General features: G+C 42.4%; 22 protein-coding genes. 10 read left to right on the forward strand and 12 right to left on the reverse strand.

Features of this window, described 5'->3' with window-relative positions:
* Positions 1 to 33: 33 nt before the first annotated feature.
* From CVV54_07895 to CVV54_07910, 4 genes are all read right to left on the reverse strand, one after another.
* Positions 34 to 1,275, reverse strand: a complete 1,242-nt coding sequence (locus tag CVV54_07895; GenBank protein ID PKL04015.1) for a PLP-dependent aminotransferase family protein — start codon at positions 1,273 to 1,275, stop codon at positions 34 to 36.
* 39 nt (positions 1,276 to 1,314) lie between these two features.
* Positions 1,315 to 2,412 carry a hypothetical protein gene (locus tag CVV54_07900; GenBank protein PKL04016.1) on the reverse strand — a complete coding sequence of 366 codons (1,098 nt, stop codon included), beginning with the start codon at positions 2,410 to 2,412 and terminating at the stop codon, positions 1,315 to 1,317.
* Between the two features lie 118 nt (positions 2,413 to 2,530).
* Positions 2,531 to 3,928 carry a C4-dicarboxylate ABC transporter permease gene (locus tag CVV54_07905; GenBank protein PKL04017.1) on the reverse strand — a complete coding sequence of 466 codons (1,398 nt, stop codon included), beginning with the start codon at positions 3,926 to 3,928 and terminating at the stop codon, positions 2,531 to 2,533.
* A 91-nt stretch (positions 3,929 to 4,019) separates the two neighbouring features.
* Positions 4,020 to 5,039: an alanine dehydrogenase gene (locus tag CVV54_07910; GenBank protein ID PKL04018.1), complete on the reverse strand. Its 1,020-nt coding sequence runs from the start codon at positions 5,037 to 5,039 to the stop codon at positions 4,020 to 4,022.
* Between the two features lie 289 nt (positions 5,040 to 5,328).
* Between CVV54_07910 and CVV54_07915 the strand changes: the two genes are divergently transcribed.
* Together CVV54_07915 and CVV54_07920 are read left to right on the forward strand one after the other, a co-directional pair.
* Positions 5,329 to 6,066, forward strand: coding sequence for a hypothetical protein (locus tag CVV54_07915; GenBank protein PKL04019.1), 738 nt, complete (start codon positions 5,329 to 5,331; stop codon positions 6,064 to 6,066).
* 216 nt (positions 6,067 to 6,282) lie between these two features.
* Entirely contained in the window at positions 6,283 to 6,837 is a 555-nt protein-coding gene (locus CVV54_07920; GenBank protein PKL04020.1) for a hemerythrin, read from the forward strand.
* A gap of 178 nt (positions 6,838 to 7,015) precedes the next feature.
* Here CVV54_07920 and CVV54_07925 read toward each other — a convergent pair whose 3' ends face one another.
* Positions 7,016 to 7,222, reverse strand: coding sequence for a hypothetical protein (locus CVV54_07925; protein ID PKL04021.1), 207 nt, complete (start codon positions 7,220 to 7,222; stop codon positions 7,016 to 7,018).
* Between the two features lie 110 nt (positions 7,223 to 7,332).
* Here CVV54_07925 and CVV54_07930 point away from each other — a divergent pair, with 110 nt between their 5' ends.
* Positions 7,333 to 7,584 (forward strand): hypothetical protein, encoded by a 252-nt coding sequence (locus tag CVV54_07930; GenBank protein PKL04022.1) that lies wholly within the window; start codon positions 7,333 to 7,335, stop codon positions 7,582 to 7,584.
* 160 nt (positions 7,585 to 7,744) lie between these two features.
* A complete protein-coding gene (locus tag CVV54_07935; protein ID PKL04023.1) occupies positions 7,745 to 8,227 on the forward strand; it encodes an Lrp/AsnC family transcriptional regulator in 483 nt (160 codons plus the stop codon).
* A gap of 725 nt (positions 8,228 to 8,952) precedes the next feature.
* Here CVV54_07935 and CVV54_07940 read toward each other — a convergent pair.
* From CVV54_07940 to CVV54_07950, 3 genes are all read right to left on the reverse strand, one after another.
* Entirely contained in the window at positions 8,953 to 9,168 is a 216-nt protein-coding gene (locus tag CVV54_07940) for a hypothetical protein (GenBank protein PKL04024.1), read from the reverse strand.
* Positions 9,169 to 9,559: 391 nt separating this feature from the next.
* Positions 9,560 to 10,114: a GNAT family N-acetyltransferase gene (locus CVV54_07945; GenBank protein PKL04025.1), complete on the reverse strand. Its 555-nt coding sequence runs from the start codon at positions 10,112 to 10,114 to the stop codon at positions 9,560 to 9,562.
* A 186-nt stretch (positions 10,115 to 10,300) separates the two neighbouring features.
* A complete protein-coding gene (locus CVV54_07950; protein ID PKL04026.1) occupies positions 10,301 to 11,539 on the reverse strand; it encodes a hypothetical protein in 1,239 nt (412 codons plus the stop codon).
* Between the two features lie 222 nt (positions 11,540 to 11,761).
* Here CVV54_07950 and CVV54_07955 point away from each other — a divergent pair, with 222 nt between their 5' ends.
* On the forward strand, positions 11,762 to 13,204 hold the full coding sequence (locus tag CVV54_07955) for an amino acid permease (GenBank protein ID PKL04066.1): 1,443 nt from the start codon (positions 11,762 to 11,764) through the stop codon (positions 13,202 to 13,204).
* A 33-nt stretch (positions 13,205 to 13,237) separates the two neighbouring features.
* On the forward strand, positions 13,238 to 14,515 hold the full coding sequence (gene hisD, locus CVV54_07960; GenBank protein PKL04027.1) for a histidinol dehydrogenase: 1,278 nt from the start codon (positions 13,238 to 13,240) through the stop codon (positions 14,513 to 14,515).
* A gap of 137 nt (positions 14,516 to 14,652) precedes the next feature.
* Here the strand turns inward: hisD and CVV54_07965 are convergent, their stop codons facing one another.
* Together CVV54_07965 and CVV54_07970 are read right to left on the reverse strand one after the other, a co-directional pair.
* Entirely contained in the window at positions 14,653 to 15,012 is a 360-nt protein-coding gene (locus CVV54_07965; protein ID PKL04028.1) for a LuxR family transcriptional regulator, read from the reverse strand.
* Positions 15,013 to 15,058: 46 nt separating this feature from the next.
* The gene (locus tag CVV54_07970; GenBank protein PKL04067.1) at positions 15,059 to 15,538 is read right to left on the reverse strand and encodes a hypothetical protein; all 480 of its coding nucleotides are present in this window, start codon (positions 15,536 to 15,538) and stop codon (positions 15,059 to 15,061) included.
* Positions 15,539 to 15,995: 457 nt separating this feature from the next.
* Between CVV54_07970 and CVV54_07975 the strand changes: the two genes are divergently transcribed.
* Both CVV54_07975 and CVV54_07980 read left to right on the forward strand, forming a co-directional pair.
* Complete coding sequence (locus CVV54_07975) at positions 15,996 to 16,811, forward strand: hypothetical protein (GenBank protein PKL04029.1); 816 nt, start codon at positions 15,996 to 15,998, stop codon at positions 16,809 to 16,811.
* Between the two features lie 601 nt (positions 16,812 to 17,412).
* Positions 17,413 to 18,525: a choloylglycine hydrolase gene (locus tag CVV54_07980; protein PKL04030.1), complete on the forward strand. Its 1,113-nt coding sequence runs from the start codon at positions 17,413 to 17,415 to the stop codon at positions 18,523 to 18,525.
* Positions 18,526 to 18,721: 196 nt separating this feature from the next.
* On the opposite strand, the gene CVV54_07985 is transcribed toward CVV54_07980, so the two are convergent.
* Together CVV54_07985 and CVV54_07990 are read right to left on the reverse strand one after the other, a co-directional pair.
* The gene (locus CVV54_07985; GenBank protein PKL04031.1) at positions 18,722 to 20,080 is read right to left on the reverse strand and encodes a hypothetical protein; all 1,359 of its coding nucleotides are present in this window, start codon (positions 20,078 to 20,080) and stop codon (positions 18,722 to 18,724) included.
* Positions 20,081 to 20,089: 9 nt separating this feature from the next.
* A complete protein-coding gene (locus CVV54_07990; protein ID PKL04032.1) occupies positions 20,090 to 20,359 on the reverse strand; it encodes an ACT domain-containing protein in 270 nt (89 codons plus the stop codon).
* A gap of 776 nt (positions 20,360 to 21,135) precedes the next feature.
* Between CVV54_07990 and CVV54_07995 the strand changes: the two genes are divergently transcribed.
* Together CVV54_07995 and CVV54_08000 are read left to right on the forward strand one after the other, a co-directional pair.
* Positions 21,136 to 22,377, forward strand: coding sequence for a peptidase M38 (locus CVV54_07995; protein PKL04033.1), 1,242 nt, complete (start codon positions 21,136 to 21,138; stop codon positions 22,375 to 22,377).
* Between the two features lie 50 nt (positions 22,378 to 22,427).
* Positions 22,428 to 23,849, forward strand: coding sequence for a hypothetical protein (locus CVV54_08000; GenBank protein PKL04034.1), 1,422 nt, complete (start codon positions 22,428 to 22,430; stop codon positions 23,847 to 23,849).
* Positions 23,850 to 23,886: the final 37 nt, after the last annotated feature.

A 23,886-nucleotide genomic window follows, 5' to 3' on the forward strand; every position in this document is an offset into this window, starting at 1 on the left:
CCAACATTTGAGTGAAACTGGTTCTTCTACAAATCACAGACGATTGGAGGAATAACTGTCAAATGCATCCGCAAGACGTAACACACCATCTTTTGCAACATCAGGAGACACTTTTGCAAAAGAGATGCGGAAGCTGTTATTGCCCTTATGTGCTTCATCCTGTGTAAAAAAAGCACTGCCGGGGATTATTCCAATCTTTTTTTCTACAACAGCAAACCTTGCAAAAGACTTAACGTCATCAATAAAGGGAACTTCTGCCCATACAAAAAATCCTCCTGAGGGATAATTAGTTTTTATCCCCAGCGGATCAAGATGATCCGCTATAGCTTTCATCATTCCATTTCTGCGGACCCTGTATGTATCACACAAGAAGTTTACCCTTTCATTAAAATCAATGGATTGAAGATAATTTACCAGCCCTTTTTGTACTATTGCAGCTCTTGTAAGCCCGGCACTCACTCTTAACGCATTCATCTGCTTTATCAGCGAACCTGGAATTACCGCCCAACCGCAGCGCATTCCCGGAGCGACCGTTTTAGAAAAACTGTTGGTATGTATAACTCTTTTGTCTTCTCCTGCAAGTTTAAGGTATGAGTCCGGGGTTACTCTGTCGTAACTAAGGTAGTGGTATGGGTCGTCTTCCAATATAGGGACATCAAATTTTTCTGCGACCTCAAGTATCTTTTTCCTTCTTTCAAGGGAAGCTGTACGGCCGCTTGGATTTTGAAAGTTAGGTATAGTGTATAAAAAACGAACACTGCGCTTGGATAGGATATCTTCAAGGGCTTCAGGAACTATACCTTCATCATCAGATGGCACCGATAAACACTGTGCCCCCTGTTTGCGAAAAGTCAGGAGCGACTCAGTGTATGTCGGTGACTCTACAAGAACTACACTGCCGGGATCTATTAGCGCCTCAGAAACAAGCTGGATCGCTTCACCCGCTCCATTTGTAAGAAGAATGTTTTCACTGCTCACCCATCCGGGAGCGATGCCATCAACAAGCATCCGGGCAGCTATCCAATCCCTAAGTTCGATCAGGCCAAAATCATCCTTGTAGTATGCAAGAAGGGATGTTTCATCAAAAACATTTTTGAATGCCTCTTTTAGTTCGGCGAGTGGGTATATATCAGCAGAAGGCTCTCCGGCTGTGAATGATATTGCATCATTTTCGATAGTTAATTTGATCATCTCACCTATTTCAGATGGCTCAAGCCGTTCTTTTGCCATGGTGCTCAACTGATCCCGAAAAACAAATTTTGCCTCCGTTGCCATTATTAACACCTTCTCCGCACAAATTATTATTAGATCGTGTCATTCACCTGAAACTATCTTTTTAATTTCCTCGTAAGAAAGTCCCTTCAAACCCAAAACATCAAAACCTCTGCCATTTTTCCTGTAATCAGTATCGTTGATCACCTGAGCAAGCTGTATAACTGAATCTACTGTCGGGACAGGAATATTTGCCAGCATAGCCATCTCTGAAAGCGGCAGAAGAAGGAATGGAACGTCCTCTGACAGGTATCTGAAAGTCATGGAAGTCGGGGAGTCCGCACCATGGTTTCCGTACACAGGATGATCTGCAAATATCTCATGAAGGTTGCTATGCTTCGTCCTGTCCAAATTATAATTTGAAACAGCGTCCTCGTATTCTGAAATAAGGTCATATCCCCAGGCTTTGCCGACTGCCAGGCGTTCAGCATCCATCATTTCCATAACTCTGCATACCGATCCTGTCATACCATCGTTATAAAAACGGAATCTCTGTCCGCTTTCGATCCTGCCTGTATTCATTATCATAGTCGGACAGTGAAGGATCATGTTTGTGTTTGCAAGTGCGACTGAGATCACATCCGGCAAAGGATTCAATCCTATGGGGAAAACATCTTTGATCTCCCTTATCAGGTCACTTGTACGATTACCCGGTATAGCAGAAATCCACATACTTTCCTTGATTCCAAAGACAAGCGAACTTTTGTCAACCTGAAGACGGGTAGCATAAGGTATGGTGTCAGATTCTCCTATTAGGACCTTATCCGCAATGCCTCTTTTTTTTAATTTCATATATAGAGATATCGAACCAAAATTGCCGGGCATAATAACAATTTTTTGTCCCTCTTCAATAAACGGTAAAACGAATTCAAAAGCGGATTCCTGTCCAAATGAAGGCATTACGCAGTAGATTATGTCCGCTCCGCAAATCACCTCTTTAGGGTCAGTTGATACTACTGAGAGCTTAGCGCTGCCATGCACTTGTCCTTTTAATTTTATGGATTTGTTGTTTCTTATGATATGGTTTAAATTAACAGCAAAAGAAGGATTTTCCCAAATTCTCACTTCATGGCCTCTAAGAACCATGTCACCGGCGATAGCATGTGCACCGTTTCCAGCTCCAAGTACTGCAATTTTCATACACCGCACCTCCTAAAGCTATTTTCAAAATGGCTCCCCGGATAAATTGATTGGACGGGGAGCCATTTGACGAATATTCTTATCCAGCCTGGATGGTCAACTCCAAAAAGCTTTGTGCTTAAAATGGCCCGAGGTTAATAACCGTCGCAAAAATCAGAATCCCGGCTGCAAGAACACTCCACATTACCATCAACGGCCACACAAATTTTGCCCATTTCTCGTAGGGTACTCCCGCAAGTCCTATTGCTGCCATGAGCACGGGCTGTATCGGGGAGATCGCGTTTGTGATCCCGTCGCCGAACTGGAAAGCAAGCACAGACACCTGTCTTGTAACTCCAAGTATGTCTCCCAGAGGTGCAAGGATAGGCATAGTCGTCGCAGCCTGACCTGAACCTGAAGCAAAAATAAAGTTAAGAGCGGTCTGGACCAAAAGCATACCTATTGCAGAAAGACTTGCTGGCAGCCAACTCACTACCACCGCCAGACCATTGATGACAGAATCCATAATATTTCCTTCGCTTAGTATTACAACGATAGCTCTTGCAAGGCCTATGCAAATTGCAGCAAAGACCATGTCCTTTGCTCCAAGTACGAAATTCTCTGCAATTTCGTCGACCTTAAGACGGCCGATCAAACCACAGCAAATACCCATCATGATGAAGATCGTGATTATTTCCTGGAGATAGTAACCTTTTTTGATTACACCCCAAGCAAGAAATGCGAATCCAATCAGTACCACCGCGAGTATAGCCATATCTTTCCCTGAAAGTTTCTCTTCGGAATTAAGAATTATATCTTCCTTCGATGCAGATGAACTGAGTCCATATACTACACTTTTAGTGGGATCCATCTTGATTTTTTTGGCATAGCGCATTATCCACCACCAGACAAGGACGTAGAACAATGCCATACATCCAAATCTAAAGCCCATTCCCGAGAATAAGGGCAATTCGGCTATTCCCTGTGCGATGCCAGTATTAAATGGATTCATCGGACCGGCAGTATATCCGACATAAGCACCCAGATATATCATAGCTACACCTACTACAGCGTCATATCCAACGCCTTTTGCCATAGCGACAGCCAATGGAATAAAAACAAGAGATTCTTCAGCCATTCCAAATGTCGCTCCTCCGGCAGCTATCACGAGCATTGTGGCAGGAACTAAAATATGCTCTCTGCCCTTCAGCTTTTCAACAGATCTGTTTATAGAACGGTTAATAGTACCTGTCGCGTTGATCACCTGAAAGACCGCGCCAACCATCAAAACAAAAAATATAATTTCGCTTGCTGCATCCAGACCTTTTGGCAAAGACATAAAAGTATCAAAGACACCCACCGGTTTTTGTTCAACACTGTGGAAGGTCCCCGGCACAACAAGGGTTCTGCCTGTTTTTTCATCTTTCATTCGTTCGAACTCGCCTGCAGGGATCGTGTAAGTTCCTATTGCGGCAAGAATGATCAAAAAGGAAATCAGTATGTATGTGTGCGGGATCCTAAATTTAAACTTTGTCATTTTGTTTCACCTCTTTCTTTTATTTAAAAAATAATATAGTGAAGGCCTGTCAGCCCTTTTTGCAAAATACCGACAGACCTAAAACAAATAATTAGCGTTTGGGTTCTATTTCAACATCTTTATTGAAAACATACTGGTCAAACATATTCAGTTTCGTTGCTTTTTCAAAAACTGCTGTTGCAACCGCAACATCCATTGCTCCGGTACCGATTGGGATACATACTATCCTTTCGTTGTTCTTGACCTTTCCGTCTATCTTTCCACAGACGACTTCCCCAATAGTTCCGGTTATCATTTCCTGCTTAAATTTGCCCTGATCAACCACGCTTTTCAGTGCACCCCTATGCATTGTTTGGCCTATAGAATCAACAAATACTTTATCCGCACACAGAAGAAGTTCATCTTCACACTCAGTAAATGACCCCATAGGGAAAACTATCTGGCCCGGTTTGATCCAGGAGCTTTTGATGAACTTGTTCCTTCCATGAGTTACCGAAACTACTATGTCTGCCTCTTTTGGTACATCTTCCGCTGATGCAGCTGCACAAATTTCTGTCTTGACGACCTTTGACATCTCATCAATATATTTCTTTACGGCTTCAGGGTTGATGTCATAAATGACAACTTTTTCAATATCGAATACCTCTGCGAAAGCCATTAACTGCGTCCTGCCCTGAGCCCCTGCTCCATAAATGCCCAACTTGATTTTCTTCCTGCCGGATATGTATTTTGCGGCAACAGCAGCCTGTGCTCCGGTCCTGTAATTAGTTATCTGCTCTCCGTCAACAATACATCTAAAAATCCCTGTTTCCGGATCAAATAACAAAATTAGGGCAATTATGTACGGCAGCCCCCATGAAGGATTGTTCAAAGATCCTCCTACGCATTTGATGCCTGCACTTTTTTTGCTATGAATATACGCAGGCATTGCATTGAGGCCATTTTTATAAGGAGGCCATTCTGCATCTTCACCAAGTTCCAAAGTTATTTTGGTGGGACAGATAACCTCACCTTTGCCCCATCCGTCAAAAGCATCTTCACACGCTGCGACAGTATCTTTCATCGTCAGCAGCTCTTTTACCATTTCTGCGTTGATAAGTTTACACGGCATCTCTTCTACCTCCCGAATATCTTTTTTTAGTTCCGAAACAAATAATCTCTTATTACTTTTTACATGATTTACGGCAGTAATTTAACAAGATAAAACAGTAAATCCCAAATTGTACATACCTGTTTAAATATCCTACAATTATAATATACATCTATTTTTAATATGTCAACAACTCTTTCTGAATTTTCTGATTACGCCATCTGATTTATTTTGATAAATGTTGTCATAAAGAGGAGATCCAGTTTAAAATGGTAACGATAAAGGTCCAACTTTGAGAGGAGAAATAACATTGCTAAGGCCCGTTATGAGAAAAACTCTTTCACAGACGATACTATTAGAAATAATAACGGCGATAAAAAATGGATTATGGCAACCCGGAGAAAGAGTTCCCAGTGAAAAAGAGCTGGCTGACTCTTTTTCTGTCAGCAGAAATTCTGTAAGAGAGGCGATAAAAACTCTCAATAACATGAACATACTCGAATCCAGACCGGGACAGGGAACCTTTCTTTCTAAAGATGCTGTCAGATATATTCTTTCTTCTGAATTGATTGAAGACGGGTACAGGGATGCAAGTTTATTTGAAATAACTGAAATCAGGGCACTATTGGAAGCACAGAGCGCTTATTGGGCCGCTGAAAGAGCTACTGATGATGAGATGGAGGAACTAAAGCATATCTTGGTCATTGCACAAAAAAGCAGAAGTGATACTATGCAGGAACAAGACAGGGTACATTATTTATTTCATGACACGATAGTAAAGCTTGCAAAAAACTCTTTTGTTGTAAGGCTTCTTTCTTCGATCCAAGCTGAAATTGCAGCACAAAGATCAAAATTTGATGATATGTCGCCTGTAGACATATCAGAACTTATCCAGGATCAGGAAGAAATAATCAGCTGTATTCTACAAAGAAAGCCCGTAAAAGCGAGAGAGGCAATGACCAAACACCTCAATAAGGGTTTGATGCTGATCGCTGTAAACGCATCCGACATTAATACTATCTCCGATAAGCGAACTATACAGCATTAGTCTCACTTATCCCATTTTTTGAATTTTGATGTCAGGCTGACCTTTGTTGGATCAGTGAAAATATTATTAATATTTGACTGAAATGTTACATTTCATTTTTTGGCCTTTTTTGGGGTTCTACTTAACCTCTCCACAACCGATATACAGGTCAACATTTCTCGGTTAAAATCTTAAGTGCAATGTTGAACAATTTTTAATGTTTGGAGGAGGATTTTCATGAAAGCTACTGAGGCACTGAAACATGAACATGAGGCAGTGAAGCTCATGATGCGAATTATGGAAGCCATCTCTGCCAGGATAAGATCAGGACTAAAAGTTCAGCGTCAGGATCTGGACAATATGACAGATTTCCTTAGGGTCTTCGTTGATCGCTGTCACCACGCCAAAGAAGAAGAGATACTCTTTCCGATTCTTGAAGAGGCCGGAATACCCAAAACAGGTGGCCCTATCGGCGTAATGCTTGCCGAACACGAACAGGGAAGGGAGTACACCCGCAACATAAGCCGAAACCTTATAAACTTTGAAGCTGCAGATAACTCCCGGGCTATGGAGCTCTCAAACAACATGAAGGCCTACATCGAGCTCCTGGATGAACACATCCTAAAAGAGAATGATGTCCTCTTCCAAATGGCAGATAAGGTGCTTACTGAGGAAGTTCAGGAGAAACTTTATGATCGTTTTGAGGAACTCGAAGAAGAAGTGATCGGGCTCGGAAAACACGAAGAACTGCACAAAATGCTCGAAAAAATGAGCGCTATTTATCTAACTTAACAAAAGGCGGCTGCGCGCGGCTGCCGCCTTTTTGATCATTTAATATACACTTGTCCGTGCTGCAATACCTTACAGCACAACAACAGTCAAAGGTTTTGTCCATCCCTTCTCTCCCCCATATTTTCCGAGCAAGGAATTAAGTAACTCGCTTATACCTGTCAGAGTGTTCAAATATTTACTAAAATTTGTTAACATAAAACAGTGTAAGAAGTAGCGTTGCTGTCAGTGTCAGAATAAGGCAGTTGTTCATTCTGTTTGCTTTATTCTTTATCGACTTGCTCCATCCCTGAATCTCCCATTTTTTTTCTATCTCATTGTACAAAAACCATTTATCTCCGAAAAAAAATGGAACTTTTCCATCGAAAAATTTTTCCATTGCTCTCATAGCACCGGCCTCCTGTCGATTTTAATAAACACTTCAGTTTAAAAACAACATCCAACCGTACGTACGGCGCAAAATAAACTAATGAAACAATCAAGTAATAATGCTGTGATATGAGCGTCATGACCGCTTCTAAATATTTTTACATAAGCAATGAAATACTTACATACAAAAAAGCAGGGAATGAACTTAAATCAGCTATAGTTTTTATGCATAAAACAGGTTTTACTTTATTCTTATTTAAAGTCAAAAAAATTGACAGATTTAGGCTTCAAATAGATTATAAACAGCAGATACAGTCCGGCAAAAGTATTGATACCAAGGAAGATGTTATTAAAAAGAAATTTAACGGATTTATCTTCTAAAAGGCGTCAGGGATGCAAATATGTTTTATTCACCCAAATAACCGTTGGAAGAGCGGGAGCAACGAGAACAGCATCAAGTATATTCCCCTCTCAAACTCTTATCAGTCTCCTTGATTTGACAATCCAAGCAGTGTTATCCTTAGCAGAAGAGGTGAAGGAAATGGCCAACAAAAAAATTGAACTGGATTCGACGGATTGGAAAATAATTGCTGAACTGCAGCGGGATGCGCGGGCGACATTTTCAGAAATCAGTAAAACTGTTGCTATGAGCCTTCCTGCTATTAGGGATCGTATCCTGCGAATGGAAGGATCAGATATCATCTCCGGCTATCACGCCGATATCAATACAAATGCGCTTGGCAGAACGTTACATGTTATGTTTACTCTCAAATACAATACCGAATTGGCTGGATCTAAAAAAATGGACGATGCGATTAACCTGTTTCTCAAATCTACTCCTGAGGTGATCCAGTTTTGGTCTATCTACGGTGAACTGGATTTTTTTATTGAGACAGCTTTTAATTCAAAAGACCGAATGAACGAATTCCTGAATGACTTAAGAAAATACGGATTTGTAAGAAGCCATATGGTTGAAATATACGTTAAAACACCTTGTTCGGAATTAGTCAGCAATGCCAAATAACCCAGGAATCGTGACCGCACCTTCATGATTCGATAATGACCAGTAAAAACAACAGCATACGGCCTGTTTTGGGCGCAATTTAGTTGCCACGCTAAAATGACACCAAACGGATATGCTATAAAAATGTCACAAACACCTCAATTATAACTTTGAGATTTCTGATACCGTAGATACTTTCTTTCGCAGATTTAAACTCTGTATTGCATTTAAAAAACCTGGCACGTATAAACCGATAAAGGTTCCTGCTGTAAGAATTTTTTCAAAAGCTTTTCAATCTGGTTTTAAATAACCGAAATCTCTTTATTGAGATAAAGACAGAAAAATCTTCTGCCAAAGTATGCAAAGACGCCTTTTATCATTTCAAAAATACCTGCTCTATAAACTAAATAAGGTTAACAGCGCTTCTTGCAGAAAGGATTATAAACAACATGGTGACAAAGCTCACTGATGACAGGAGAGTTAATATGTTCATCGCGGGATCTAGAGGCGTTGGTAACCAGACTTATTAATGGAGAATCCTTCCTTTCCGCTGTCGAAAAAGCGTTGATAGATGCTTTGAGATAAGATTTGAAGTTTGCAAAAACTTTACAGTGAGGGCTGCTTAGGATCAGATTACCATACATGAAAATTTATCAAGAAATAACATCTGAACTACACATTCTTATCATTTCAAAGTTTTGTTCTAAAAATCTGAGTGTTTTTAAAGTTTGACAGAGGAATACATTTTATAGTGCCAGATCCAAAATAATAGGCATATGATCGCTTAATTCAAGCCATTTACGAGCCAGACCAATATCGTATTTTTTTATCAGGTCTTTGTTACAGAAACAATAATCAATGTGGTATGGCTTGTCATGATCTCTATACATAAAGAATGAAGGCTGAGTTTCTTTGCCCTGCTCATTATTATAGTCATCACTGAAAAACAGCCAAACGATCAAGTAAGCCCGAATTGTCCTGCCTGATTTTTATCGTCCAGCCCCAAATCGACGAAAATAAAGCTTGTTATCAGTTGAAACAAAAAAGCCCGGAACGATTCCAGCAGTTTTTTCAGGTTGATGCCACAGGATGTCATCAGGCGTTTATTTCATCACCGATTCTTCCCTTCAGGCAGTTCCCTTCCATACAATGGCCTTCTTTCGGCTATCCTATTACTGGTTCCGCATTTCTTAGTTTGAGTTTTTTCTTATGGGCTGATGTAATTTTCTATTTTGTCTTAGGTATAAAAACTCTACATTGCAGGTTTTCATGTACTCTTTTCTCCCGTATCATTTGTTGCAGTAAACCTCTTCAGTATATCAGCCGGACATTCGGGCATTAAGTCTGTCAGATCTATTGCCGTATCTCGCGTAAAGCCATCCAGTCTTCTTTCAGCATAAAATACGTAAGCTCACACCCCCACTTGCCCTTGAACCATAAACTCCTGACTGAACTTTTGTCTTTCTTCATGCAAAGCCCCTCCAGCAGCCTGATGCATGCAGTATTTTCTACATCAGCAACAGCGGAGATCCTGCGTACATTTAAATTCTCAAAAGCATAATCGAACAAACACCTCAGGGCTTCATCTGCAACCCTGTTTTTCTGATAAGAAACAGAAACATTACATCCGACCTCCGCATTGCCTGGTTCGTCATAAATTAAAAGAATCGCGCAATCACCTATAAGACGGCCGGACGTTTTATCGACAATTCCAAGCTGAAACCACTCACCAGGCACCCCCGGCTTAGAATCCTTGTGTTTGTTAATATATTCAACAGCCTGCCCACTGGTGTAAGGTTCCCAATATTGATACCTTGCAACATTTTCATCAGCTCTGCAGGAAAGGAAATCTTCAAGATCTGTTTCACGAAGTGTTCTCAGTATAAACCGTTCACTTTCTATTTTCATATGTGCACCTCTTTACCAGAGCTGATATTAATTTTAACAGACGCAAACAAGAAATACGATGAGAGAGATACCATCTGGTGGAGATTACAGGGCACCAGGCAATAACAAATAAATTCCAGTAATGGGCGATATGCGTAACATTACAGATAATATATTTCATCCCTGTTAATAAAAACAAACAGTATATCAGTCTGTTTTCCGTGCCAGATAAGAAAATAGGTGCATCTTCTCCCCTTTTATGTGGAAAGAAAAACCAAGGTTTTCGCCTGAATCAGTAGTATAACCAAGTTCTTCTGAATCAAGAATATCAAAACCGCTTCTTATGCTTTTCAGAAAATACTGTTTGCTGAAATTATTTGTATACGATTCGGGATATTCTTTCAGCAGGGTTTGCATAGATTTATGCCCGTGCTCGAAATAAAAATACGTTCCCAGCGCAAGAGCAGCCTTTTTCAGATACGGGGAAAGGTGATCCAGCCAGAAAGTATGGTGGTAGAAATTATGCTCGTTAAGCGCGAAGAAATCTATGTTTATATCAACTGTATGCGGTTTAAGCGGCGGTTCCAGTCCGGCGTCGGCAATGTAAAGGATGTCTAACCCGCATTTCTGCCTTTCGATCAGATCTTTGTAAACACGCAAAGTTTCCGGAAATTTATCGATCACAATTATCATAGTATCTTTAGGCAGGATATGCTGGTGGTTGTGCAGGAAGAACCACGCATTGACATAGGTTTCAAGCAGTACCTTGCCGGACGGCTCTGCATTCAGCAATTTTTCGGTCATACAGTTATATGAACGCTGAAATAGGCTTATCAGGTCCGGAGGCAGATCTTTATAAAGTTCACGCACAAGGTCCGGCTTATCATGTTTACTTCTATTGATGTTCGGTGTATGCAGTATCCCGTCGGCGATATGAGCATGATAGCCGCAATGGCAGCTTAGATCACCATTAAATATATATTTCTGGTTCATGTGTACATTGCTGAGCATCAGCTCTTTATGGCAGACGGGGCAGCAAATACAGCGAAGCATGGAGAGAGGGAGTCCTATATCGGATGAACTGTCCATCATATGAATATCCAGATCGGCAATTTTCTTTTCCAGCGAAGTCTGGGCTTGCTCAAGCCGGATTTTGTTTTTTCTCAGCGCTTCTATCTGATGTCTGTATATGTTTTTCAGGTCATCCACATCCTGTTTGTCTGCAAGATTGGAAACTCTGTACAGGGAAATAATCTGATGAATGACCTTGAGTGAAAAGTCAAGGTTTTTCAAATCAAGAACAAACTCAAGCTCCTTAAGCGTATTATCATCAAAGACATATTGACCGCCTGTATTTTTAGGGGGAACAATAAGACCGTAGCTTATATAGTAATAAATATTGTCTGTTGATATGTGATATTTATTGGAGACCTGACCTATGCGCATATATTTATCTTCCCCTTCGATATCATACCCCTGTTCGGACTATCCCACAGTATACTGTAAACATTGAGTGGGCTCAACCTTTTTACAGTTTTTGACAAAATTCTCTATTGACCCGGACCTATATCGAAAGGTTAAAACATATATATTTCAGGCGCCTGAAAAATTCAAAACAGGGAGTGCATTTTTGTGAATGAGAACAAAATATTGAAACGCAGTTTCGGTATGCGTGAAGCTGTTACCATTACAGTAGGAACAGTAATAGGTGTCGGGTTGTTCACTGTTGGTGCCAACGTAGTCGGCCTTATGGGCACATCGGTGATACTGGCAACATTTGTTGCTATGCTGATCAGTATATATCCCGCATTGCTCTACGCAGAGATGGGTGCGGCCCTGCCGTATGCAGGAGGTACATACAAATACGCTTCTGTCGGTCTTGGCAAACCCTTCGGCATGCTCGCAGGATGGAATTTCATAATTTCACTGGTCTCTGTAACCAGCGGTGAAGCGCTGGCTTTCAGTTTTTATTTTAAGACTCTTTTCAGTGCTTTTGGTATCGAACTTCCTGTCAGTGATGTTGTAATAGCAAGCATTGCTGTTATTATATTTATGTTTACAAACATCCGCGGCGTAGAAATGACCGGACGCCTACAGAACGGATTCATGTTTTTCTTCTGGGGCGTTGCACTTATATGGTTCGTGATGATGCTGCCAAATGTGCATCTTGGCAATTTTGTAAAAATACCTGATTTCGTCGATTTTTCCCCTAAAAGTTTTATTGGCAATGTAGCTCTGATATGGTGGTGTTTTGCAGGATTTGAGACCTGCTGCGCTATGGGTGAAGAGATCAAGTACCCTCATATCAATATTCCGCGGGCACTTTTTCTTTCTCCATTTATAGTATTTGCAGTAAACGCCACATTCCAGTGGTTCCTTGTCGGAATAGTCCCTGAGGACACTTTACCTGCCATTGCCGAAGCCTCGGCTCCATATGCTGACGCAATGATCAAGGCGGGAATACTTGGTTTTCCTCTTGCCCTGCTTGCAGCAGGCATTGCTTTCGGAGGAGATTTTTCAACGCTGAATGCCAGCATAGCAGTGCCTCCCCGTTATCTGTTCACAATGGCACGCGACGGGGCCATGCCTCGCATTTTCGCCAAAGTTCATCCTAAATTTCAGACACCGCATATCTCCATCATTGTGCTGGGCGTACTTACAGTTCTGCTGATAACAACCAATTCCATGATATATATAGCTTCTCTGAGCCTCTTCGCTGATCTGTTCTACTATGTGATAGGCATCGCGGCGGCCTATGGACTGAGAAAGAAAAAACCTGATATGGCGCGTCCTTACAGAACTCCGTTCATTGAAATAGGTGTCCCGGTAAGTATCATCATATATCTCATAATGATGACACAGCTTAATTCCGAAGCCCTTTGGACAGGCATCGTCTGGTGCGCACTTGGTCTGATCATCTTCTTCATCTGTCGCAGGAAATACGGAGACAGCGGTGACGAAGAACTCAGCAAGCTGATAATGGCACACGATGACCCGGCCCCTGAAGAAAAGGCAAAAATGGATAAGGAATATCGCATTTGGAAAACCATTGTTGGAATCGCATGTGCGGCAGCAGCTCTGTTATATATAGTTCCTCTGATTCTTAAATAACAGCTGAAAGTATAAAATCTGGGGGCAATAACAATGAAAGTAATCAAGAAAGCGAAACCACGTACCAATGTAGACAATCAGCAGCTTATAGATAATGTGTCAGCTATGATAAAAAATGTACGTCAGAACGGCGATAAGGCATTGCTTGAATATAACGCCCGATTCGACCAAAATCAGCGGCCTCAGTTAAGAATCAGCCGTACAGAGATCGAAGCTGCCTATAAGCAGGTAAGTAAACAGGAACTAGCCGATATGCGGACAGCAGCCGGACATATAAAAGCATTCGCAGAGGCACAGAAAGCCTCAATGCATGAGCTGCAGAATTTTCAGACAAAACCAGGGGTATATCTGGGACACAGAATCATCCCCGTTGATTCATGCTGCTGCTATGTTCCAGGCGGCAGTTATCCGCTATATTCCACGGCGCTTATGCTAACCATCCCGGCTAGGGTTGCCGGGGTTAAACGAATAACTGCATGTTCCCCCTCAGTTAAGGGCGATGTGAACATAAATGCGAAAACTCTCGTTGCAATGGATATCGGAGGTGCGGACGAGATATATGCCGTGGGCGGAGCACATGCGATAGCAGCCTTCTCATATGGTACCAAACAGATTGCCCCCGTAAGCCTGATCGTAGGTCCAGGCAACCAGTATGTGACCGAAGCGAAACGCCAATGCTACGGCAAAGTCGGGATAGATTTTATAGCAGGCCCAAGTGAAGTGCTTGTAATAGCTGAAGCAGGTGCAGGAGCGGATCCACGCATAATAGCCGCAGACTTGCTCGCACAGGCGGAACATGATCCTCTGGCAAAAGGTATACTGGTAACCACCGACGAAGCACTTGGAAACGCGGTTATAACATCAGTTGAAGAGCAGTTAGCAGTACTGCCTACAGTCGACATAGCATCCAGATCATGGGCGGATTATGGTGAGGTAGTACTTGCAGACAGTCTTTCTGAGGCAATAAATATTGCTAACAGTTATGCCCCGGAACATTTGGAGGTCATAGTTAATAAGCCGGAAACGGCGGTCTCGAATCTAACCAATTACGGGTCACTGTTCATCGGTCAATACACTGCAGAGGTATTCGGTGATTATGCATCTGGCACAAACCATACTCTGCCGACATTGAAAGCGGCGCGTTATACTGGTGGAGTTTGGGCCGGCACCTTCCTCAAGGTCTGCACGCACCAGAGTATGACAAAACAGGCTATGCTGGAAATAAGCGGCCTTGTTTCAAATATGGCGCACGGCGAGGGGCTTATAGCTCACGCAAGGGCTGCCGAGATAAGAAAAGAAATATACGGTTAAATTTTAATCTGCGCAGTGATTAATTAAACTTAATCGGCAACAGGGAAGGCAAAATAGCCCAACCTGTTGCCGATTTTGGGCAGCCATCTGAAAAGATAAGTACTACTTGTGATTTTTCTGTGCTTGATCCTTCGGCTCTATTGCGTCAATTTTTTGTTGTACCCTTTGTCATCGTATGGCTGTAATTTTTCAAGCCACTCTTTTTCCATATTCTCCAATTCCCAGTTGATATTAACGATATCTTTGCATTCCTTTTGTTCTATGACTTCATATGAAAAACTCTCCGGGCCAAAATCGTTCCAGTCCTTTTGTAATCTTGCATTGGGATGCCTGTTTGCCTCCAGCTGCATCCGCAGCGTCAGCCAGCGATTTTTAAGGTTAGAGCTTGTTCCGATCAACACCTTTGAATTTTCATTGTTTTTGATCTGATACACGCCCATATAAACTTTTATTTGTTTGTATGCTTCCATCAGTTCCTTACGTTTATCTTTATCCATATTGATTTTCCTCTCTTTTTGGATCCCTTACTCCATTTGTAACGGATCAGTAACCTGCTTCTTTGAGCAGCCGGGACAGAACAGACAGCCGTTCCCCGATTATTTCCCCATCCTGGCTAAGTGCCTGTGAAAACAATTGAATATCCTCATCGATCATTGGGTTGTCTTTGCATACTTCGATCGTCATCGCGTCACCCTGTAATCCAACACGATCGATCAACGGGTTATCCGGGTCATAAAGTTTCGGATAGCGGTATGCGTTTTGAAAATAGAGGTAACTCCTGCAAGTAAGGATCGCCAGGTCAAGAACGCGGTGCATAGGCAGTTCCTCAGATTGGCGCGACCATTTTTCACCTGTGTATCTCCATACTTTAGCAGAAACGTCAAGCTTCCCTCTGTCATTCCATTGAGCCAATCCTAGCGAAAGGCCCTTTGCATCTGTGTTATATGCCTTGCGCCCGTCAATATTCTCATAGTCCTCAGATACAATGACCGGTTTGTGTTTTAATGTTTTTGGTATCTTCACTATAAGCATCTCTCTTCCGGTAAGTTTAGTAATTTACTAAATTACTAATTATCTTAGCACTCATTATTTCATTGGTCAATTTTGCACCCCGGGTTGACTTGATTTGTGAAGTGGGGTAAGCTTGCCGGCAATATCCAAAAACGAAGGCGAGTGATCCCATGTCAGCTGAACGAAGCAAGGCCATATTTCTGAAATACAACGTTCCCAAATCATCAACTGCACTTTTCATCGAAACAGGATCACCGCGACCTCGACCGTAGACCTCTCTCTTTAGTGCCGTGGCATCATGCTCATGGCCGTTCCTAAATATTTTTGACCTCTTAATTCAAAAGCAAACCATGACCGCGGCACAGAATTGCGCCGTGACATTCTTTTTGTACGCTTAAATGACCAACGGATGCGTTTTTATGCAGGCCGCTGACAGCTGTCTATTTGTGATAAGAAAGGAAATGATTCTATGAAAAACATAAAGGAAAAGAAAATCGGAATGGTCGGGTTCGGCCACCTTGGAAGCTCTATAGCAGAGGCATTGGTAAAAGGAGGATTCCAGAAGTCAAACCTCATGATCTCTTATAAAGGAAGCCGGGCCACAATGGATAGGGTCTCAGGGCTGAAGCTGGAGAGCTGTGTCAGGGATTCAGAGTATCTGATGAAAAACTCTGACATAATCATCCTTGCAGCCAGGCCCCAGAATATCAGGGAGATCGCAGAAAACTATGTGAGGAAGGATACTCTGATACTCTCATTCATGGCTGCGCTGCCCCTTTCAGCCCTAAGTTCATTTTTTGACTGCAGTATATCAAGGGCGATGTGCAGCGGCCCCGAAACGATATCAGGAGGAAGGGGCATCTGTGTTCTGCATCACGGAACTGATGCTGCAAGGAATTTAGTAAGCCTGTGCGAAATGAGAGAAATAAAGATCAAGACAGAAGATGAAATAGACGCATTTACCGCCGGAATATGCATCCCCCCCATACTTATGAATATAAAAATGGATGAGCGGGAAAGGAAAAAGACACTCAAAAATATGGCCCTTCGCTGGTCCGTTTACCGCAAACTTTCAGACTGGATCCAAGCTGAACTTGCATTATCAGCTTCTCAAAACGACAAAAAATCTCTCGAAAACGTCTCGACAAAAGGCGGGGTCTCAGAGGCAATGTTGACCAGCCTTATTAACGGGGGATCCTTTTTCTCCTCTGTCGAAAGGGGCATAGAACGCTGTGCCGAGTTGAGGTCCGAGCTCTGCAAAAGCCTTGCAGTAAGGGCAGCGTAAGATAAATCTTAGATGTTGGAAAATCAGGCGGGATCGTGCCTTAAGAACGCTTACCGCCTAGTTGTAAAGTTAGTACAGAAGGTATTGCGTATATAGATTTGTGTAAACATCCCCAAGCCAGTTGTTATGGGGCCCATCATTCATGCTCTCTATTTCACCCTGCTGACCTTGATTTTATATGTTGCACCGATTTTTTCTATCAGATCGATATGAATATTATTGAGGTTATCAGCAAATTTTGACCTGTCCGGAAACCTGAATGCAGCACTGTTTAGCCAAAGCACTTTATAATCTGCATTCAAGAGCTTTACAGAAGCTCTGCCGTTCCTCCATTCAGCTATCCTGTCATCAGCTTATCTGCCTGATCCATTCCTCTGTAACTCTCATAGTGATGAGACACAACATTTCATCGGAACATCATTGGAAACGAAAGTGTCCTTTGTTTTTGTGACTTTTCACAGCTGAATGTTTAAACTCAAAAAACATAATTTTATAGCTAAAAAGGTCTACAATGTCTTCATTATCAAATACACCAAGAGGCCGCTGACAAAGAGGGTAAGTGCATTAAAAAATTTAACAAAATATAAAGGAGGTCGAGTACATGTATAATTTTATTAAAAACACGTTTCCTTTTTTCTATCTGCTATGTTTTCTCTTTGGAATATTCATTTTTTTAGCAGACAGTCCTGTATCTGCCTGTAGTCGTGTTCTTTCGTCAAACAATGGGCAAGCCGTTCTTGTTGGCCGAAATATGGACTGGCCTGAAAATATTGATAGTGAATTATGGTTTCTGCCGAGAGGGATCAAGCGGAGCGGACTTACAGAAGGAAATGCCGTGGTATGGGCTGCTAAGCATAGCAGTATTGTAACTGCTTCCACTATTAAAGGACAATCTTTTGTCTCGGATGGGCTGAATGAAATGGGGCTTGAAGCAAATCTGCTTTGGCTCAATGAAAGTGATTACGGCAGGCGTGATGAGACAAAACCGGGGATTTCTGTCGCCTTATGGGCCCAGTATGTACTTGATAACTATTCAACAGTTGCAGAAGTCGTCCAGGCGATTCGTGCAGGAGAATACCAGATCGTAGATATCAACATTCCTATGTTCATTCCCAGCGTCGGTACAACAGAAGCGCGGGCTTCTCTGCATCTTGCTCTGGCGGATAAAACTGGTGATTCAGCTATAATAGAATTCCTTGACGGTAAACCTGTTATTTATCATGACCGCAAATACACAATAATGACCAATTCCCCTACCTTTGATAAACAGCAGGAAAACCTAAAGCAATACCAAGGTTTTGGCGGGAACAAACCATTACCTGGAACATCTGAAGCTGTTGATCGTTTTGTAAGGGCATCCTTTTATCTCAAAAACTTACCACAGCCCCAAAACCTCCGCGAAGCAATAGCGCACATACTCAGCGTAACCAGAAATGCGTCACAACCTTTCATCGTATCCCTGGACCCGGAACACCCATACACCGCAGCCACAATTTGGCGTACAGTCGGAGATTTAACTAACGGATATTATTACTATGAGTCCACAATAAGCCCATATCTTGTCTGGGCGGATTTTGCCGAATTCAATCCTAAAGAAGGTTCTCCGGCGATGAAACTTGATTTAAGCAAAAATCAAGATTATTGCGGTAATGTCTCCAAGTTTTTCCAAAAAGCAGATCCCACTGAATTAAAGGTGCCTAAGTTCTTTAATTGACAGAATTACTACAGCCATTTGGCAAACACATACAACAGCATCAATAAAAAACGCTTACATAAAAAGGTCTGAAACTGCATTAAGTAGTCCAGGCCTTTTTCCTTCATAATTGCGAAATATTAACAATTACAACCATTGACGGTTATTTTAATACAATTTTGCGTTTTTACTTCTGTTTGCTTGACTTTAGCTCTCCCTAGTTCTTGAAGCTGTGTACCGGGGCGGGGATACGGCCTCCGCGTCTGATGAAATCTGCACAGCTGAACTGATTTACGGACATGATCGGAGCATAGCCCAGCAGCCCTCCGAATGTCACTGTTTCTCCGACCTTTTTACCGTAAACGGGGATCAGCCTGACAGCTGTGGTCTTGTTGTTTATCATCCCGATCGCCATCTCATCTGCGATTATCCCGGATATCGTGTCGGGAGAAGTGTCTCCAGGTATTGCTATCATGTCCAGCCCAACGGAGCAGACACATGTCATCGCCTCAAGTTTTTCAAGTGTCAGGGCTCCGGCCTCGACTGCCTCTATCATCCCATGGTCCTCACTGACAGGGATGAATGCGCCGCTCAATCCGCCGACATATGAAGAAGCCATTATGCCTCCCTTTTTGACGTTATCGTTAAGCATGGCAAGAGCAGCTGTCGTTCCGGGAGCTCCTGCATGTTCGAGCCCCATCATCTGGAATATTTCAGCAACGCTGTCACCTATGGCAGGAGTGGGCGCAAGCGAAAGGTCGATGATCCCAAAGGGGACTCCTAAGCGTGAGGCAGCTTCCTTGGCAACAAGCTGGCCGACCCTGGTTATCTTGAATGCAGTCCTTTTGATCGTCTCGCAAAGGGTTTCAAAGTCTTCTTCATATACTGACTCCAAAGCTCTCTTTATGACTCCCGGGCCGCTGATACCGACATTTATTGCGCAATCCGTCTCTCCTACCCCGTGGAAGGCTCCTGCCATAAAAGGGTTGTCTTCAACGGCGTTGCAGAAGACCACGAACTTCGCGCAGCCAAGGGAATCCCTGTCTCTTGTCAGATATGCCGTCTCCCTTATTATTTCACCCATCTTTGCTACAGCGTCCATATTTATGCCTGAGCGTGTTGAAGCCAGGTTTATCGACGAACATACCCGTTCTGTAACACTTAAGGCTTCCGGGACGGAGTCTATGAGCATCCTGTCTGCCGCTGTCATCCCCTTATGCACAAGCGCAGAAAAACCTCCGATGAAGTTCACTCCGACCTCTTTTGCTGCGTTATCCAGAGTCTTTGCGATCTCAACATAGTTGGACGTTTTGCAGGCCGCCGCTGCAATGGCAAGAGGCGTTATCGAGATACGCTTATTTACGACAGGCACACCGAACTCGCGGGAAATATCCTCCCCGACCTTTACAAGGTTTTTAGCCTTAGCAGTTATCTTGTCATAGATCTTTTCGCAGAACTTCTTTTCGTCAGGGTCTGCGCAGTCGAGAATGTTGATGCCCATGGTTATGGTACGGACATCGAGGTTCTCCTCCTCTATCATCGCGGTAGTTTGACGTGCTTCAGAAATAGTTATCATAACGGTCTGCTATATCCTGTGCATGCTTTCGAAGATCTCTTCCCTCTGAAACTTAATGATCACGCCGATCTCTTCTCCCAGCTTTTCAAGGCCGCAGGCGAGTTCGCTGAGTTCACAGGCGGTGTTAGTTATATCAACAATCATGATCATGTTGAAAAACCCCTCGACGATCGTCTGGGAAATCTCAAGTACGTTTACATCCTTATCCGCGAGATAAACACATGTTTTCGCTATAATGCCGACTTTGTCCTTGCCAAGAACTGTAATTATGGCCTTCATAAAGATCCCTCCAATGTGGTATTTCTATCCAAATACAAGGCAGAATGCGAGATTTCTGTCCTTTATGCCCTTCCATGGAAATTCAAATAGGCTGCTGTTCAAAAACAAAACCTTAAGATAAATCTCTTCTTGCATTTATCGTCAGGGAATTTACCTAGCGCAATGGGTAACAATTCTACCCTATTTCCTGCTTTGTATGTGTATATTTCGAATATTTTATATTGGAATTGGAAATAAAAAAACAAGCTGCTACGGCAGTTTCTGCCAAAAAATAACAGCTTGAATATTATTACAGAAGAAAACTCAATTACTACATAGAGCAGTTGATCGAATGATCACAAATATCTCGTTCCAATCTAGAAATATTGCACTTTGTTCCGATGGTCCGGGTCAAAACAACTATTTTTTCATGGAATCTTTAAACAGACCTCAAAGGTCGTCAACGATGCTACCGTCGTTGTCAGCATCCATCAAGTCATTGCTCTTGCCGTCCTGCTGCATCATTTCGTCGAGTATATCAACAATCCTTGTCCGATCAGGGTTCTGCCTTTTTTTTGCTGAACCGGTGTGCCCAACAACATCATGTAGTTTTTATCGTTTTTGCAGTTAAGTTCCTAATTTTCTTCCCACCGCTCAGGCAAACTAAATCAACATCAGAAAAATTTCGTACAAATTTCACTGGCACTCTTGCAGGTAAATTATATATGATATATTATATATGATATATTATTTCGAGCGTTCTAGTTAAAAGCTAGAGAGACAACTCTGAAAGGCTGATGAAAATGGGGTATAAATTATTAAAAAATGCCACTCTAATCGATGGAACTGGAAGCGACCCTCGTGAATTTGTTTCTGTTCTTATTGAAGACAACAAAATTAAAGAAATCACAACAGACAACTCCCATTCCCCTTCTTACGTAGATGAAGTATACGATTGCAGGGGTAATACTTTAATGCCAGGGCTTATAGACGCACATATGCATTTAGGATTAGTAGAAATTGAAGTTATAAACCTTGCTCGTAGGAATGCGCCGGGACTTATGGCTGCTCGCATGTTCAAAAATCTCAAAGAAGCACTTGATCAAGGTTACACGTCTGCTAGAGATGCCGGAGGTGCCGATGTTGGCTTCAAGGAAGCCGTAGCACAAGGCATTGTTCCTGGGCCCCGACTTAAGATTTGCGGATCAGTTATTGCTCAAACAGGAGGTCATGGTGACGACAGAGTTACTTCTGAAACACGCCCCTACTCAGAGCCATACTTAGGGTTTAGAGCAACTATCGCTGATGGGGTTCCAGAAGTTCTTAAAGCAAGCAGAGAAAATATTCGTCGCGGCGCAGATTTCTTGAAGGTAATGTGCGGCGGTGGATGCGCAAGTCCTACACAAGGGCCTGAAACTTCGCAGTATGCCCTTGAAGAACTCAAGGCAATAGTTGATGTCGCTGAATCCGTTGGCTCTTATGTTGCCTCTCACAGTTACTCCAACAGAAGCATTTGCTTAAGCGCAAATGCTGGAATCAGAACGATTGAACATGCAAATCTCATGACCAAAGAAACCGCTGCCCTTGTTGCTTCAAAAGGGGCATACATCGTACCGACACAAATTACATATGAAATAGTGATAGAGAAAAGCCGTGATCTAATTTCTAAATTTATATATGACAAATTTGTATCAGTGTGTGAAAGAGGATATGAAGCTATTCACCATGCAATTGACGCTGGTATTCGTGTCGGAGGAGGTTCTGACCTTACCGGAGTGAATACTAAATATGCTTCGGGAGCCATTTCTTATCAAGCAAAGGTACAGGGTCCGATGGGCGCAATCGTTTCCTTCACAAAGACCAATTCTGAAATTCTTGGAATAGATAATGTAACTGGGACAATTGAAGAAGGAAAACTTGCCGATATTCTTGTGGTAAAAGGCAACCCTCTTAAAGACATTGGGTTATTTAAAAATCATAGTGAAAACATGCTTTTAATAATGCAGGGAGGTGTGTGCCACAAAAATCTTCTTTCTTAGCAATTTTTATTCCAGTTAACAATAATCAATAATTAAGGAGGGGAAATGATATGTTTAGCGCACCGAATGAACAAAAACCTCTGATTCCAAAACAGGGAATTAAGGTGCCTCATGTTTGGACAATTATTCTGTTTTGCTTAATTCTAGCAGGTATCATGACTTATGTTATTCCCGCTGGAGTATACGATCGTGTTGAGGTTGCAGGTCGTCAGGTAATAGATCCAAATACTTTCCACAGCGTCCCTCAAACACCGGTAACTCCGTTCAACTGGTTCGTATCTATCATTGAAGGACTTACCGCCTCAATGTCCATCATGTCAATGATATGGTTTACCATCGCTGCAACAGATGTTTACACTGAAAGTGGAACCCTGCATAAAATGGTTGGTTGGATAATGAAAGTCTGCAAAGGTAACTATATCCTTGTAATGATTGCCCTTATGTCATTTTTTGCAATTCGCGGGGCAATGGGAGCATTTGAGCTTCACATTCCCTTTGTGCCAATGACAATAGCTCTTGCCCTAATATGCGGGTGTGATGTAATGACAGGTCTTGCCATAGCAATGATACCAACTTTCGCCTCCTTTGCGTATGGACCTATAAATGTTTACACCGTAGCCGTGGCACAGGGAATAGCAGGACTTCCTGTATATTCAGCAATGGCATTCAGGGTGGTAATTTGGGTAATATTTATGGTGATAACCTTCTGGTATGTCCTACGCTATGCTTCCAGAGTCCGTGCAGATCATTCGCTCAGTGTAACTGGATTTGTGAACCCAACAGCTGCAGATATCGACATCAATGCGTTGCAGAATGAAAAAATGACTGGGCGTCAGAAGATCCTGATGGTAATGCTTTTAATAACAATAGGGCTGCAGATGGTCGGCCCTATGCTGTGGAAATGGGGATTTTCTGAGATAGGAGCGCTTTGGCTAATATCAGGTATCATTGCCGGTATCATTGCCGGTTTCAAAAACGATAAGATTTGTGAAATTATGGGGAATGCCTGTGCAGGTATCTTTGTAGGAGTTATATGTATTGGTTTTGCTCGTTCAGTTTCTGTTGTACTTACAAAGGGAAATATACTTGACACCGTCATTTATGGTCTATCGGTCCCCTTGCAGCAGATACCGTCAGTACTTTCTGCAGTTGGAATGCTGGTCATACAGTCGATTATCAACTTCTTTATTCCATCAGGTTCCGGTCAGGCCGCTGTTACAATGCCGATAATGGCACCTCTTGCTGACGTTGTTGGACTCACAAGACAAACAGCTGTTATGGCATTCCAGCTCGGTGACGGATTGACAAACATGATCATCCCCACCATGGGGGCACTCGTTGTTTATATTGGGGTTGCAAAGGTCGAGTTTGGAACGTATTTCAAATGGGTCTTTCCGCTTTACCTAATGCTGATAGGAACAGGCGCAATAGGATTAATCGTTGCAACTGTTATTAAACTTGGTCCATTCTAAATCTTAGTTTTACTGCATAAAAAAAGCTCCCCTTAAA

The sequence above is a fragment of the Synergistetes bacterium HGW-Synergistetes-1 genome, from assembly GCA_002839185.1.
Classification (GTDB): Bacteria; Synergistota; Synergistia; order Synergistales; family Synergistaceae; genus Caenicola.

What these genes read in the sequence shown, in the direction of transcription:
- CVV54_07985 (PKL04031.1), bottom strand. Translation starts at nt 20,080, where the DNA reads ATGATAACTATTTCTGAAGCACGTCAAACTACCGCGATGATAGAGGAG.
- CVV54_07980 (PKL04030.1), top strand. Translation starts at nt 17,413, where the DNA reads ATGTATAATTTTATTAAAAACACGTTTCCTTTTTTCTATCTGCTATGT.
- CVV54_08000 (PKL04034.1), top strand. Translation starts at nt 22,428, where the DNA reads ATGTTTAGCGCACCGAATGAACAAAAACCTCTGATTCCAAAACAGGGA.
- CVV54_07905 (PKL04017.1), bottom strand. Translation starts at nt 3,928, where the DNA reads ATGACAAAGTTTAAATTTAGGATCCCGCACACATACATACTGATTTCC.
- CVV54_07930 (PKL04022.1), top strand. Translation starts at nt 7,333, where the DNA reads ATGAGCGTCATGACCGCTTCTAAATATTTTTACATAAGCAATGAAATA.
- CVV54_07955 (PKL04066.1), top strand. Translation starts at nt 11,762, where the DNA reads ATGCGTGAAGCTGTTACCATTACAGTAGGAACAGTAATAGGTGTCGGG.
- CVV54_07900 (PKL04016.1), bottom strand. Translation starts at nt 2,412, where the DNA reads ATGAAAATTGCAGTACTTGGAGCTGGAAACGGTGCACATGCTATCGCC.
- hisD (PKL04027.1), top strand. Translation starts at nt 13,238, where the DNA reads ATGAAAGTAATCAAGAAAGCGAAACCACGTACCAATGTAGACAATCAG.
- CVV54_07990 (PKL04032.1), bottom strand. Translation starts at nt 20,359, where the DNA reads ATGAAGGCCATAATTACAGTTCTTGGCAAGGACAAAGTCGGCATTATA.
- CVV54_07965 (PKL04028.1), bottom strand. Translation starts at nt 15,012, where the DNA reads ATGGATAAAGATAAACGTAAGGAACTGATGGAAGCATACAAACAAATA.
- CVV54_07995 (PKL04033.1), top strand. Translation starts at nt 21,136, where the DNA reads ATGAAAATGGGGTATAAATTATTAAAAAATGCCACTCTAATCGATGGA.
- CVV54_07975 (PKL04029.1), top strand. Translation starts at nt 15,996, where the DNA reads ATGAAAAACATAAAGGAAAAGAAAATCGGAATGGTCGGGTTCGGCCAC.
- CVV54_07895 (PKL04015.1), bottom strand. Translation starts at nt 1,275, where the DNA reads ATGGCAACGGAGGCAAAATTTGTTTTTCGGGATCAGTTGAGCACCATG.
- CVV54_07910 (PKL04018.1), bottom strand. Translation starts at nt 5,039, where the DNA reads ATGCCGTGTAAACTTATCAACGCAGAAATGGTAAAAGAGCTGCTGACG.
- CVV54_07950 (PKL04026.1), bottom strand. Translation starts at nt 11,539, where the DNA reads ATGCGCATAGGTCAGGTCTCCAATAAATATCACATATCAACAGACAAT.
- CVV54_07925 (PKL04021.1), bottom strand. Translation starts at nt 7,222, where the DNA reads ATGAGAGCAATGGAAAAATTTTTCGATGGAAAAGTTCCATTTTTTTTC.
- CVV54_07935 (PKL04023.1), top strand. Translation starts at nt 7,745, where the DNA reads ATGGCCAACAAAAAAATTGAACTGGATTCGACGGATTGGAAAATAATT.
- CVV54_07920 (PKL04020.1), top strand. Translation starts at nt 6,283, where the DNA reads ATGAAAGCTACTGAGGCACTGAAACATGAACATGAGGCAGTGAAGCTC.
- CVV54_07945 (PKL04025.1), bottom strand. Translation starts at nt 10,114, where the DNA reads ATGAAAATAGAAAGTGAACGGTTTATACTGAGAACACTTCGTGAAACA.